The sequence below is a fragment of the Bradyrhizobium sp. USDA 4452 genome (genome assembly GCF_054063575.1).
In genome coordinates, this window is sequence record NZ_JBSSGK010000001.1 from 1,704,106 (window position 1) to 1,717,079 (window position 12,974).

Annotated in this window: 11 protein-coding genes; 5 read left to right on the forward strand and 6 right to left on the reverse strand. The window is 66.2% G+C overall.

Annotated features, from left to right (window positions below; genetic code table 11):
- Window positions 1-158 precede the first annotated feature (158 nt).
- Window positions 159-2,525 carry a transketolase gene (locus tag ACVISU_RS08200; protein WP_456706586.1) on the reverse strand — a complete coding sequence of 789 codons (2,367 nt, stop codon included), beginning with the start codon at window positions 2,523-2,525 and terminating at the stop codon, window positions 159-161.
- Window positions 2,526-2,667: 142 nt separating this feature from the next.
- On the opposite strand from ACVISU_RS08200, the gene ACVISU_RS08205 reads away from it, so the two are divergent.
- The 3 genes from ACVISU_RS08205 to ACVISU_RS08215 all read left to right on the forward strand — a co-directional run bounded on the left by ACVISU_RS08205 (window position 2,668) and on the right by ACVISU_RS08215 (window position 5,383).
- Entirely contained in the window at window positions 2,668-3,129 is a 462-nt protein-coding gene (locus tag ACVISU_RS08205; RefSeq protein ID WP_050404592.1) for an Lrp/AsnC family transcriptional regulator, read from the forward strand.
- Between the two features lie 277 nt (window positions 3,130-3,406).
- On the forward strand, window positions 3,407-5,041 hold the full coding sequence (locus ACVISU_RS08210; protein ID WP_456706587.1) for a Spy/CpxP family protein refolding chaperone: 1,635 nt from the start codon (window positions 3,407-3,409) through the stop codon (window positions 5,039-5,041).
- Between the two features lie 171 nt (window positions 5,042-5,212).
- Window positions 5,213-5,383: a hypothetical protein gene (locus ACVISU_RS08215; protein WP_244522152.1), complete on the forward strand. Its 171-nt coding sequence runs from the start codon at window positions 5,213-5,215 to the stop codon at window positions 5,381-5,383.
- Between the two features lie 87 nt (window positions 5,384-5,470).
- On the opposite strand, the gene ACVISU_RS08220 is transcribed toward ACVISU_RS08215, so the two are convergent.
- Window positions 5,471-6,643 (reverse strand): fumarylacetoacetate hydrolase family protein, encoded by a 1,173-nt coding sequence (locus ACVISU_RS08220; RefSeq protein ID WP_456706588.1) that lies wholly within the window; start codon window positions 6,641-6,643, stop codon window positions 5,471-5,473.
- Between the two features lie 147 nt (window positions 6,644-6,790).
- On the opposite strand from ACVISU_RS08220, the gene ppk2 reads away from it, so the two are divergent.
- Entirely contained in the window at window positions 6,791-7,753 is a 963-nt protein-coding gene (gene ppk2, locus ACVISU_RS08225; protein WP_456706589.1) for a polyphosphate kinase 2, read from the forward strand.
- Window positions 7,754-8,095: 342 nt separating this feature from the next.
- Window positions 8,096-8,971 carry a transporter substrate-binding domain-containing protein gene (locus ACVISU_RS08230; protein WP_456706590.1) on the forward strand — a complete coding sequence of 292 codons (876 nt, stop codon included), beginning with the start codon at window positions 8,096-8,098 and terminating at the stop codon, window positions 8,969-8,971.
- A gap of 61 nt (window positions 8,972-9,032) precedes the next feature.
- Here ACVISU_RS08230 and ACVISU_RS08235 read toward each other — a convergent pair whose 3' ends face one another.
- From ACVISU_RS08235 to ACVISU_RS08250, 4 genes are all read right to left on the reverse strand, one after another.
- Window positions 9,033-9,701: an amino acid ABC transporter permease gene (locus tag ACVISU_RS08235; protein ID WP_456706591.1), complete on the reverse strand. Its 669-nt coding sequence runs from the start codon at window positions 9,699-9,701 to the stop codon at window positions 9,033-9,035.
- 70 nt (window positions 9,702-9,771) lie between these two features.
- Window positions 9,772-11,031 carry an NAD(P)/FAD-dependent oxidoreductase gene (locus ACVISU_RS08240; protein ID WP_456706592.1) on the reverse strand — a complete coding sequence of 420 codons (1,260 nt, stop codon included), beginning with the start codon at window positions 11,029-11,031 and terminating at the stop codon, window positions 9,772-9,774.
- A gap of 4 nt (window positions 11,032-11,035) precedes the next feature.
- Window positions 11,036-11,794: an SDR family NAD(P)-dependent oxidoreductase gene (locus tag ACVISU_RS08245; protein ID WP_456706593.1), complete on the reverse strand. Its 759-nt coding sequence runs from the start codon at window positions 11,792-11,794 to the stop codon at window positions 11,036-11,038.
- Window positions 11,795-11,872: 78 nt separating this feature from the next.
- Window positions 11,873-12,955 (reverse strand): zinc-binding dehydrogenase, encoded by a 1,083-nt coding sequence (locus tag ACVISU_RS08250; RefSeq protein WP_456706594.1) that lies wholly within the window; start codon window positions 12,953-12,955, stop codon window positions 11,873-11,875.
- Window positions 12,956-12,974 lie beyond the last annotated feature (19 nt).

Below are 12,974 nucleotides of genomic sequence, written 5' to 3' on the forward strand. Positions count from 1 at the left end.
ATGTCGCTGCCGCTGGCGTGGCAAGGCTTGCTCCAACCGTCATTCCGAGGCGCGACGTAGTCGCGAGCCCGGAATCCATTCCTCCACCAACTCCGCAGCCCGATGGATTCCGGGCTCATGCTTCGCATGCCCCGAAATGACGAGGGCAGAATGACGGCTCACACCGCCATCTTGCGATGCCGCACCGGAGCGCCGACCGACACGCTTTCCGCCGCGTCGATAATGGCGTTGGCGTCGATGCCGTAGTGCCGGTAGAGGTCGCCGATCGTGCCGGTCTGGCCGAAATGTTCGACGCCGAGCGCCTCGAGGCGGTGGCCGCGCACGCTGCCGAGCCAGCCGAGCGAGGCCGGATGGCCGTCGATCACGGTCACGATGCCGCAGTCGCGGCCGAGCGGCGCCAGCATTCGCTCGATGTGACTCAGATGCTGCGTGCCGCGGCGGTCGCGGCGTAAATTCCGCGCGGCGGACCAACTCGCATAGAGCCGATCGGCAGAGGTGACCGCCAGGAGACCGACATCGCGGTGGCTCTCGCCGATCAGGCCGACCGCCTCGATCGCCTCCGGCGCGACGGTGCCGGTATACGCAACGACGATGTCGCAGTTCGGGCCCGGTCTGCGCATCCAGTAGGCGCCATCGGTGATGTCGCGTTGCAGGTCCGGTGTCATGATCCGTTGCGGCTGCTCCAGCGTTCTCGTCGAGAGTCGCAAGTAAACCGAACCACCTTCGGCGCCCTCGCGCTGCATGTGGCCAAAGCCCCAGCCCATGATCACGGCAAGTTCATCGACGAAGGCCGGATCGAACGAGGCGAGCCCGTCCTGTCCGATCCCGATCAAGGGCGTCTTGATCGACTGATGCGCGCCGCCTTCCGGCGCCAGCGAGATGCCTGACGGAGTCGCGGCCACCATGAAGCGGGCATCCTGGTAGCAGGCATAGTTCAGCGCATCGAGGCCGCGCTCGATGAAGGGATCATACAGCGTGCCGACCGGCAGCAGCCGCGCGCCGTTGATCTGGTGCGACAGGCCGAGCGCAGAGAGCATGATGAACAGGTTCATCTCGGCGATGCCGAGTTCGAGGTGCTGTCCGTCAGGCGAGTATTCCCAGGTGTAGGCGGACGGGATCTTCTCCTGCCGGAACAGGTCATGGTTCTCCGCCTTCGCGAACAGACCGCGGCGGTTGACCCAGGCGCCGAGGTTGGTCGACACCGTGACGTCGGGCGAAACGGTGACGATGCGCGACGCCAGCTCGGTCTCGCCGCGCGCCAGCTCGTGCAGCACGAGGCCGAAGCCCTGCTGCGTCGACATCTGCGCGGAGGCTTTGAATGCCAGCCGCTCCGGCACGTCGATTTGAGGCGCCGAGAGCCGGCGGCGTCCTTCGCGGTTGAACGGTGCCGCGGCGAGGAACGCCTCGAGCTGCGCGGGCTCCTGCGACAGGCCCTCGAACTTGTCCCACTCATGGCCGGTGCGGATGTTCTGCGCCGTGCGCCACTTCTCCATCTGTGCCACGGTCATCAGGCCGGCGTGATTGTCCTTGTGGCCCTGCATCGGCAGGCCGACGCCCTTGATGGTGTAGGCGATGAAACACACCGGACGGTCATGGTCGATCGCCTCGAAGGCCTCGATCATGCTCGCCATGTCGTGGCCGCCGAGGTTCGACATCAGCGCCAGCAACTCGTCGTCACTGCGGCGCTCGATCAGCGCCGACACGTCGCCCTGGTCGCCGATATCGTCGCGCAGATGCTTGCGGAATGCCGCGCCGCCCTGGAAGCAGAGCGCCGCGTACATCTGGTTCGGGCAGTTGTCGATCCAGCGCTTGAGCGCTTCGCCGCCGGGCTCGGCGAACGCCTCCAGCATCAGCTTGCCGTATTTCACGATCACCACGTCCCAGCCGAAATTGCGGAACATGGTCTCGAACTTGGCCCACAGCCCCTCGCGCACCACGGCGTCCAGCGACTGCCTGTTGTAGTCGACCACCCACCAGGTGTTGCGCAGGCCATGTTTCCAGCCCTCCAGCAGCGCCTCGAAGATGTTGCCCTCGTCCATCTCGGCGTCGCCGACCAGCGCGATCATGCGACCCTCGGGCCGGTCGCCCATCCAGCCATGCGCCTTGACGTAGTCCTGCACCAGCGAAGCGAACAGCGTCTGCGCCACGCCGAGCCCGACCGAGCCGGTGGAGAAGTCGACATCGTCGACATCCTTGGTGCGCGACGGATAGGACTGCGCGCCCTTGTAGCCGCGGAAATTCTCCAGCTTGTCGCGGGTCTGGTGGCCGAACAGATACTGGATCGCGTGGAACACCGGGCTCGCATGCGGCTTCACCGCGACGCGGTCCTGCGGGCGGAGCACCGAGAAATACAGCGCCGACATGATGTTGGCGAGCGAGGCCGACGAGGCCTGGTGACCGCCGACCTTCAGCCCGTCGGTCGAGGGCCGCACATGGTTGGCGTGGTGGATGGTCCACGACGACAGCCACAGCACCTTGCGGGCCAAAGCGGACAGCATGTCGAGGCGTTCAGGCGCAATACCCATGTCAGTGTTCCTGGCAATCGTCCGGGCGATATCTCCGATGTTACTGCCGCGGCAGCCGCCGAAAATCTCAATTCCACGCGACAGCAGAGGAAAAATTGGGATAAATTCCCACGATCCGGCCTTAACCTACGAGTTCATCCCAATGCCTGCCCTCGATGCCATCGACCGCAAGATCCTGAGTCTGCTTCAAACCGACAGCCGCATGACCATGCAGGACCTCGCCGACAAGGTCGGATTGTCGGTGTCGCCCTGCCACCGCCGGGTCAAGCTGCTCGAGGAGCGCGGCGTGATCTCCCGCTACATCGCAACCGTCGACCAGAAGTCGATCGGGCTGCATGTCTCGGTCTTCATCTCGATCAAGCTGGCGCGGCAGAAGGAGGAGGACCTCAACCGCTTCGCGCGCGCGATCTCGAAATGGGACGAGGTGCTCGAATGCTATCTGATGACCGGCAACCGTGACTATCTGCTGCGCGTCGTCGCCGCCGACCTCTCCTCCTACGAAGCGTTCCTGAAGAACAAGCTGACCCGGCTCGACGGCATCGCCTCGATCGAGTCGAGCTTTGCGCTGAGCCAGGTGAAGTATTCGACGGCGCTGCCGGTGTAGGGTTGGTGAATCGAACTGCAGCTACACCACAGTGTCGTCCTGGCGAAAGCCAGGCCCATAACCATCGCATTCGGTGATGAACGGGATCGTGGCGCCGGTGTCGCACAACGATTGCCATTTGGGGTAATCGGTCCTGGCTTACGCCAGGACGACGGCGGTGAATGGTTCGCGGTTCAAAAGGCACCAGGGCGATCCGGCAAATATCCGCATCGCCGCTGGAACCCGGCGGCGGCGTGCGATGTTGACATCAGGCATCACTGTTCGAAGGGTGAAACCCATGCTGACGGGCGCCCGCAGCAAATACGCCGTGTTGGCGTTCGCCGCGATCATCGCAGTGGCGGCATCGACAGCGCTGTTCGCAGGTCGTGCCGATGCCGCGCGCGGCGGCGGAGGCCATGGCGGCGGAGGGGGAGGTCATGGCGGTGGCGGCTCCCATGGGGGCGGCGGTGGATTTCATGGTGGCGGCGGTTTCCACGGCGGCGGAGGATTTCGCGGTGGCGGCGGCGGGTTTCATGGCGGCGGCTTTCACGCCAGCGCTCCGCGCGGCGGCGGCTTTCACACCATTCGTCCCGCAGCAAGAGCCGGGACGAGGTTCAGCGGCGCCGGCGCGCACCACCCTCAATTCCGTCCTGCCGCTCGCGCCGCACGCAGCGCGCCGGGCATAGCCGCCGGCCGGCATGCCGCCTCACCCGCCGCGATGCGGCACAATGCGAACGTCGTCGGACGCTCGCTGGGCTCACGCCAGATCAGAACCGCGATGGGCAGACCCGGCGGCCTGCGCAACCCGATCACGCGCGCCGCGATCACGACCGCCGCCGCCGGCGCTGCCTGGGGCCATCAAGCCTGGGGCCATCAAAACGGCGGGTGGTGGCGCCATCCGCATGGCGGCTATGGCTGGGTCGGCCCGGTGTTCTGGCCGTATGCCTATTACGATCTCTATGACTACACCTGGTGGGGCTGGGGCTATGACCCGTACTTCTGGGATTACGGCTATGGCGACCTCTACACCGGTCTGTTCGGTCCCTATGACTACGATGCCCTGAGCGGCTATGCCGACTACCTGCCCGGCCGCGCCGGTCCGCCGAGAACAGGCCGGTCCAGCGCACGCGCGCAAGCCACCACCCTTGCCGACATGTGCGGCAGCGACAGAGGCGATATCGCGGGCTTCCCGATCGAGCAATTCCGCAGCGCCATTCAACCCAACGCGGAGCAGAGCGCCGCGCTCGACGACCTCGCCAACGCTTCGCAGAAGGCGTCCGCGACCATCCTCAATTCGTGTCCCAAGGACGTGCCGCTGACCGCACCGAGCCGCCTCGCCGCGATGCAGCAGCGGCTTCAGGCGATGCGCGACGCGGTCGGCATTCTGCAGCCGGCGCTGGAGAAGTTTTACGGGCTGCTCAGCGACGACCAGAAAGCCAAGGTGACCGCGCTGGTGGCCGGTCAGCACCGCGGCCAGCGTGAGGCGACGTCGGACAACGCCACCTGCAACACGGCGCAGCCTTCTGCCATCTCGTGGCCCGGTGACGTCATCGAACGCGACGTCAAGCCAACAGACGCGCAGCGGGCGAGCCTTGATGCCCTGCGCGACGCGGCGACAAAAGCCGAGGACATCTTGAAATCGTCCTGTCCGCCCACCGACGCGCGCACGCCACCGGCACGCCTTGCAGCGGTCGGAGCCAGGCTCGACACGATGCTTCAGGCGATCGGCACGGTGCGTCCGGCGCTGGACACCTTCTACGGCTCGCTCAGCGACGAGCAGAAGGCCGCGTTCGACGCGGTCGGCCCAGAGCAAGACGGCGGCAGGACCTCGATGGCCGCAGGCAACGACGAACCTCCGCGAGGCCGTCATCGGCGCCACCACCATCATGGCCCGAATATCGGAGGCATGATCTTCCGGATGATCGGCCTGTAAGGCGCGGCATCGCCGCGTAGGCCGCGGCAGCTACGGCGCGATCCAGATGCCCATCACGATGATCACCAGTGCGACGGCGATCACCAGCATGTCCGTCGTGAGCCAATCGGGCATTCCGTTTGATGGCTGCTCGCTCATGTCCGCGACTCCTTCTGTTCGCGTCGAGCCCATATGCTGAAACGGATCGGCGCGAACGAGGATGAACTGGTTCACATAACGGCGCGACAAGCGGTCGCTCCGAGTTTCGCGCATCTGCGCGCGCACAAGTTGCGGCATGCGATTGATCTGCCGCCCAGGTTTCTGAACATGTTCGACAACGAGGGCGGCAGCAGCGAAGTATAGCACGTCACAGAGCAGCGTGCATCGCCACGTGACAGGACGGGTTGCGCCGGAGCCCGTCCAACACACCCTGCGCGCGACGTTTCTACGTCACAGCACCTTGCGCTGCGCGAGGTTCTTCATCAACGCGCCAACGCCGAAGGTCCATGGCTCGCATTCGTCGCTGCCCCGCATGCGGTTGACGAGCTTGCCGAGCTGCGGCGCGTCGATGGTGACGATGTCGTCGCGCTTGTGGGTGAACCCCTCGCCCCTGGCGTCGCGGTCCTTGACCGGCGCAAACATCGTGCCCAGGAACAGCGCAAATCCATCGGGATATTGATGCACGGGCCCGATGGTCTGGGCGACCAGATCGGTCGGGTCGCGGCTGATCTTGCTGATCGAAGAATGCCCCTCGAGCACGAAGCCGTCGGTGCCCGTCACGGTGAGGCCGACATCCATCTTCCTGACGTCGTCGAGCGAGAAGGTCCCGTCGAACAGCCGGAGCAGCGGGCCGATCGCGCAGGAGGCGTTGTTGTCCTTGGCCTTCGACAGCAGCAGCGCGGAGCGGCCCTCGAAATCGCGCAGGTTGACGTCGTTGCCGAGCGCGGCGCCGACGATCTTGCCGGCGGCGGAGACGATCAGCACCACCTCCGGCTCCGGATTGTTCCAGGTCGACTTCGGATGCAGCCCGGCATCCATGCCGGTGCCGACCGAGGACAGCGTCGGCGCCTTGGTGAAGACTTCGGCGTCGGGGCCGATGCCGACCTCCAGGTACTGGCTCCAGGCGTTCTGGTCGATCAGCACCTGCTTCAACCGCATCGCCTGCTCGGAGCCGGGCTTCAACTTGGAGAGATCGTCGCCGACGAGGCGCACCACCTCCTTGCGGATCGCCTCCGCCGACGACGGGTTGCCGCGCGCCCGCTCCTCGATCACCCGCTCCAGCATCGAGATCGCGAAGGTGACGCCGGCGGCTTTCAGCACCTGCAAATCGACCGGCGCGAGCAGATGCGGTTTTGTCACGTCGCGCCCGTCGGGCGGCGTGTTGGCGAGAATGGCCTCGAAATCGCCGATCCGCTCGCCGCGCGTGCCGCGCAACGCCGCCGCGGGATCGGCTTCCTCGCACAACGCGCTTACGGTCGGGAAACGCGCGGTGACATCGAACACGCCGTCCGCCCGCACCGCGACCACGGCCGGGCCGCCGGCCTGCGGCAGCCAGACCCGTCCGACCAGCGTGCCGGCGGTGCCGTCCTCCGGCAGGATATCTTTTGGCGTGAGCGAAATCATCGGCGTCTCCTTTTTTGATCTTGTCAGCGCTTGATAGCACAGTCCGCGCGCTGGCGTGAAACAGCGGTCATGCCGTTGTCATAGAGGGGTAACATCGCCCGTCAATGCTTCCGTCGCTCCATCTAACACACTGAAAGACGGACCTTCATGACCGCCTCCGACCTCACCGACGAAGCCGCCCGTGATGAAGCCTCCCGCGACGAAGCCTTGCGCGACGAAGCCTTGCGCGCCCGCATCCATCAGGAGATGGCCGACAGCCTCGACGAGGAGCTCGAGCTCGAGCTCGACGACATGAGGCTCGACGAGCTCGACCACGACGGCGCCGCCGGCAAGCCGTCGATCGACCGCAAATTCTACTTCCGCGAATTGCTGCGGCTGCAGGGCGAGCTGGTCAAGCTGCAGGACTGGGTGCAGCACGAGAAGCAGAAGGTCGTGGTGCTGTTCGAGGGCCGCGATTCCGCCGGCAAGGGCGGCGTGATCAAGCGCATCACCCAGCGGCTCAACCCGCGCATCTGCCGCGTCGCGGCGCTGCCGGCACCGAACGAGCGCGAACGCACGCAATGGTACTTCCAGCGCTATGTCTCGCACCTGCCGGCCGGCGGCGAGATCGTGCTGTTCGACCGCAGCTGGTACAACCGCGCCGGCGTCGAGAAGGTGATGGGGTTCTGCACCGACGAGCAGTATGAGGAGTTCTTCAAGTCGGTGCCGGAATTCGAGCGTATGCTGATCCGCTCCGGCACCATCCTCTTGAAATACTGGTTCTCGATCACCGACGAGGAGCAGGCGTTCCGCTTCTCGATGCGTATCCAGGATCCGCTGAAGCAGTGGAAGCTGAGCCCAATGGACGTCGAGGCGCGGACCCGCTGGGAGCTCTACACCAAGGCCAAGGAGACGATGCTGGAGCGCACGCACCTGCCGGACTCGCCGTGGTGGATCGTCGATGCCGTCGACAAGAAGCGCGCCCGGCTCAACTGCATCTCGCATTTGCTCAGCCAGATTCCCTATCAGCAGGTCGCCCACCAACCGGTGGTGCTGCCGCCGCGGGTGCGCAACCCCGACTATCACCGCGGCCCGATCCCGCCGGAGATGTACGTGCCGGGACGGTATTGAGCTGGGCAGTCTCGATTTCTCCTCCCCCGCTCTCACGGGGAGAGGGGAAGGCCGCACCTGCGCAGTTTCGGAATAATAGAATAGTGCCACTGATTTGCCCGACATGTCAAGTCGACGTGTCGAATGCAGGTACGCCCCGGCTACTGTGCATGGGGTTGTTTTCGATATTTTGGCAGTGCGCCCCTGCGGAAGCCGGCTGTATGCGATAGCTTGGCGCAAGCTGGGCCAGGCTAAGAGATAGGCATCTCCTCTTCGGCTCGCCTACTTTGGGCGCAGGCCCGCGCCCTTGCTGGCGCCGGATACCGACGCTAGGCTTCCCCGATCTGGTGCAGGGAGGCCCGCTTGACTCAATCCGACGACATCGCAATTTCCGAAGATCGCCGCGACGCGCTGCGCTATGCGCTCGGGATCGGCAGCGGCGTGGCACTCGCGGCCGCGATGGCAACCCCGGCCTCGGCGCAGACCGCCGACAACACCCTGGATCGCATCCGCGCCAACAAGGTGCTGCGGATCGCGGTGCTGCCGGGCGAGCTGCCGTATTTCAACAAGGACCTCGCCACCGGCACCTGGTCCGGCTTCTCGATCGAGATGGCGAACGACCTCGCCAAACTGCTCGACGTCAAGCTGGAATATGTCGAGTCGACCTACGGGAATTCGATTCTCGATCTGCAGGCCAACAAGATCGATCTCGGCTTTGCGCTCAACCCGACGCCGCAGCGGGCGCTGGTGGTGGACTTCACCAATCTGGTGTTCCCGCATCCGTTCGGCGCGATGCTGAAGAAGGGCCTGGAGGCCAAGACCTGGGCCGACATCAACAAGCCCGACGTCAAGATCGCGGTCGACGTCGGCTCGGCCAACGAGGCCGTCGCGCGGCGCTTTGCGCCGAACGCCACCATCAAGTCGCTGAAGTCACGCGACGAGGTGATGCTGGAAATGTCGTCGGGCCGCGTCGATTGCGTGGTCAATGCGCTGGTGCTCGGGCTGACCGCGATCGCCAAGAACCCGAACCTCGGCACCTACAAGATCCTGGCCTCGCCGTCGGTGACGATCGCGAGCGGCACGGCGGTGCGGCGCGAACAGGACAAGCGGTGGCGCGATTTCCTCTCGGTGTGGATCGACTACAATCGCGGCATCGGCCAGATGCGCGAATGGTTCGTCAAGGGCCTCGGCCTCGCCGGCGTCAAGGCCGAGGACGTGCCGGTGGAGCTGAATATCTGACGTCAGGCTGACTCCGCCTCACCTCTCCCCGCGAAGAGCGGGGAGAGCGAGAAGGGCCGTCTCAGACCTTGTCGTAGGTCAGCCCGCGCTCCAGCCGCCTTGCCACCAGCGTCGAGGGAAACAGGATCGCAAAGTAGATCACCGCCACGATGGTGTAGACCTCGAGCGGCCGGTAGGTGTCGGCGTTGATCAGGGTGGCGTTGTAGACGAGATCGGGCACCGCGATGATCGAGACCAGCGAGGTGTTCTTCAGTTGCGTCACCGACTGGTTGACGTAGGGCGCCATCATCGGTTTCAGCGCCTGCGGCAGGATCACGAGCCGCATCAGCCGCCAGCCGCGGAAGCCGAGCGCCTTCGCCGCGTCCCACTGCCCGACCGGCACGCTCTCGATCGAGCCGCGGACGATCTCGGCATAAAACGCGCCGCCATAGAGCGACAGCACGCTGACGGCTGCGACATGCGCCGGGATGTTGACGCCGATCACGACCGGAAACGCGTAGTAGAACCAGATGATCTGCACCAGCAGCGGCGTGCAGCGGAACAGCTCGATGTAGGCGATCAGCAGCCAGTCGATCACGGGAATGCGCCGCAGCCGCAGCATGCCGACGATCAGGCCGATCAAGGTGCCGAGGATGATGGTGCCGATGGTGTAGGCCATGGTCCAGCCGAGCCCGAGCCAGAACAGATGGCTGTACTTGGCGAGGATTCCGAAATCCCAGACGTAGTTCATCCTGCCCCTCGGTTGCCGCGCGCCTTGCGCTCGCCTCGCGTTCCCAGCATCGCAGGCGGCCTCGCGCAAGTCACGCGATATACCGGGCAGGCGAAAACGCCCTCACGTCGAACGGCGGCGTGGCGCCTGCGATCATCGCCGCGACCGCAGCGCCCGTTCCGGGGCCGGTGGTGAAGCCGATATGCTGGTTGCCGAAGGCGAGCCAGAGCCCGCGATGCCGTGGCGCTTCGCCGATCATCGGCAGGCTGTCGGGCAGCGTCGGCCGCGCGCCGCGCCAGCGCTCGCCGACCGCGTCGCCAAATTCCACCACCTCGCGCGCCATCGGCACCACCGCCTCGAGCTGCGCATAGTTCGACGGCGCGTCGCGCGCGGTGAGCTCGACGCCGCTGGTGACGCGAACGCCCTGCTCCATCGGCGTCATCAGGAAGCTGCCCTCCGCATCATGGATCGGCCGCAGCAATTTGCGTGCCGGGTTCGGCACGAAATGCTGGTGATAGCCGCGCTCGAATGCCAGCGGCACGCGATAGCCGAGCGGCCGCAACAGTTCGGCCGACCATGGCCCGAGCGCGACCACGACATGTCGCGCGGCGATCTCGCCGTCGACAAGCTGCACGCGCCAGCCGGCGCCTTGTTGTGCGATCCGCCGGATCTCGGATTGCCGCACCGTGCCGCCGTTGCCGGCGAGCATCTGCGCATAGGCCTTGACCACCGCGCCCGGTGAATCGACCGATGCCGTCTGGCTGTGCAGCAGGCCAACGCTGTAGGCAGGGATGATGTTCGGCTCGAGTGCGGAGATCGCCTGGCGATCGAGCACTTCGCTTTTGATACCGAATTCGGCGAGCGCCGCTTGCTCGGCCTTGGCGGCCGCGAGCCCGTCGCCGCGCCAGGCCTTCAGCCAGCCGGTCTCACGGATGCGATGGCCGGCGCCCGCCTGCACGATCCAGTCGCGATGCAGCGTCAGCGACGTCCCGATCAGGCCGTGCAGCGCGGCGGCGCGCGGCTTGGTCTGGGCCGGCGTCGCCGCGGCGAGGAATCGGATCACCCAGCCGGCATTGGCGACCGCCCACGGAAGATTCCAGCGCAGCGCCGGATGCGTGTTGGTGAGGTATTTCGGCAGGTTCTTCAGCAGCGATGGCGTGTTGAGCGGCAGGATCGAGCCGGACGAGATGATGCCGGCATTGCCGTAGGAGGTCTCGCTGCCCGGCTCACGGCGGTCGACGATGATGACGGAGTGCCCGCGCTGCCGTGCGGCAAGGCCGGCAGAGACGCCGACCATGCCGGCGCCGAGCACGACGACGTCAACCTGTTGTGCGGACGCGGCTTCGCTCATGCCGTCACATCAAGGTCAGACCGCCATCGACCGGCAGCGTGGCGCCGGTGATGTGGCCCGCTTCCGGCGACAGCAGGAAGGCGACGACCGCGGCGATCTCGTCGGGTTCGGCCAGCCGCTGCATCGGATTGGCCTTCGCCACCCGCTCCCAGGTCGCGGTGTCGAGCGCGCCGAACAGGCCGGGATCCTTGCGCGTATAGCCGGGCATCACCGCATTGGAGGTCGCGCCCGATGCGGCAAGCTCGATTGCCAGCGACTTCACCAGCACTTCGAGCGCAGCCTTGGCGGCGGCCGATCCCGGATAGGTGGCGCCAGGCACAAAACGATGCGGCCCGAAGCTCGATACCGCGACGACGCGGCCTTGCGCGCTGCGCGCGAGATCGGGCAGCGCAGCCGCCGCGATTTCATGAAATGCAGCCGCCATTACGGCAAAGGCACGCTCCAGCGCCTCGCGCGGCAGGCTGGCGAATTCGCGGCGGTCGGCAAAGCCCGCGGCATGCACGATGCCATCGATCGGCCCGAACGCGGCGCGCGCAGCCTCGACCAGCGACGTACCCGCACCGATCCCGGCGAGGTCGCCGGTAGAGACCGCAACCTTCGCGCCCTTGCTGCGGCATTCCTCCGCAACCGAATTCAGCCGCGCGAGCCCGCTGGCTTCGGCGCCCTGGCCATGCAGCATCAGCCCCTGATCAGGGCCGGCAAGCCGGCGTGCAACGGCGGCGCCGATGCCGGAGCCGCCTCCCGTGATGATTGAAACGCGCATGAGGTGCGTGCTGTCGGTGCGATATGAGACGGCGAACTATAGGTTCGGCGTCGCGGAATGCAAACCGGCGCCGTCAACTCAACGCCACGGCTCGACCAGGATCTTGGTGTGCGCCTCGGGATTGGCGAGATCGGCAAAGGCCTGCGCGACGCCGTCGATGCCGACGCGGCCGGTGACCAGCGATGCCGCATCGACCTGGCCTTCCGCGATCAGCCGAAGCGAATAGGCGAACTCCTCCGGCGTGTAGCCGAGCACGTACTGGACGTTGAGCTCCTTGATGATGCCGAGCATCGGCTCGGACTTGTCGGTCTCCATGCAGACCCCGACCACCACGACTCGGGCGCTGCGCGGGGCGCCCTCGAACACCTGCTGCAACACCCCGGGCACACCGACGCATTCGAAGATCAGCGCCGGCTTCAGCGGCGGCAGCAGTGCCTGCATCGGCGGCCGCGCCGCCTTCTCCGCCTGGGTCATCTGGGCGTGCTCGGCCCAGCTCGCATAGGGCTGCGTCCTGGCGGGATCGACCACGACATCGGCGCCCATCTTCTCGGCGAGAGCGCGCCGCGCCGGCGAATAGTCGGCGGCAACGATCGGGCCGAGGCCCCTGATCTTCAGCGCCGCGATCACCGCAAGGCCGACCGGCCCGCAGCCGATCACTAGCGGCACCTCGCCGCCCTTGATGTTCGCCATCGCCACCGCATGGACGCCGACCGCGAGCGGCTCGGTGAGCGCGGCGTGCTCGGCGGCAAGCCCGTTCGGCACTTCGAGCAGCAGCGGCTCGCTGAGCAGCATCTGCTCGGCATAGGCGCCGACATAATCGTTGGAATAGCCGATGCCCTTCGGGCCCTCCGGCGTCAGCAGCGCCGGCAGCGAGCAGACGCGCGTGCCGGGCTTCAGCTTGCGCGTGGTGCCCGGGCCGTAATCGAGGATCTCGCAGCAGAACTCGTGGCCGAACACGACGTCGCGCGACAGGTCCATCGGCGTACGGCCCGGCAGGAACTTGCTCAGCTCCACCATGCGGTGGGCGTGCTTGCGTGCGTGCAGATCGGAACCGCAGATGCCGCAGGCGAGCGATTTGACCAGTACCTGGCCGGCGCCCGGCTTCGGCTCCGGCATCTCGTCGACGACAATCTCGCCGTTTCTGAAGATCGCTGCGCGCATGTTTCCTCCCGCGTGGGTT

Bases quoted from the DNA above. Each gene is read 5' to 3' on its own strand.
- ACVISU_RS08235 (WP_456706591.1), bottom strand. From the start codon at position 9,701: ATGAACTACGTCTGGGATTTCGGAATCCTCGCCAAGTACAGCCATCTG.
- ACVISU_RS08220 (WP_456706588.1), bottom strand. From the start codon at position 6,643: ATGATTTCGCTCACGCCAAAAGATATCCTGCCGGAGGACGGCACCGCC.
- ACVISU_RS08245 (WP_456706593.1), bottom strand. From the start codon at position 11,794: ATGCGCGTTTCAATCATCACGGGAGGCGGCTCCGGCATCGGCGCCGCC.
- ACVISU_RS08250 (WP_456706594.1), bottom strand. From the start codon at position 12,955: ATGCGCGCAGCGATCTTCAGAAACGGCGAGATTGTCGTCGACGAGATG.
- ACVISU_RS08240 (WP_456706592.1), bottom strand. From the start codon at position 11,031: ATGAGCGAAGCCGCGTCCGCACAACAGGTTGACGTCGTCGTGCTCGGC.
- ACVISU_RS08200 (WP_456706586.1), bottom strand. From the start codon at position 2,525: ATGGGTATTGCGCCTGAACGCCTCGACATGCTGTCCGCTTTGGCCCGC.
- ppk2 (WP_456706589.1), top strand. From the start codon at position 6,791: ATGACCGCCTCCGACCTCACCGACGAAGCCGCCCGTGATGAAGCCTCC.
- ACVISU_RS08210 (WP_456706587.1), top strand. From the start codon at position 3,407: ATGCTGACGGGCGCCCGCAGCAAATACGCCGTGTTGGCGTTCGCCGCG.
- ACVISU_RS08205 (WP_050404592.1), top strand. From the start codon at position 2,668: ATGCCTGCCCTCGATGCCATCGACCGCAAGATCCTGAGTCTGCTTCAA.
- ACVISU_RS08215 (WP_244522152.1), top strand. From the start codon at position 5,213: ATGCTGAAACGGATCGGCGCGAACGAGGATGAACTGGTTCACATAACG.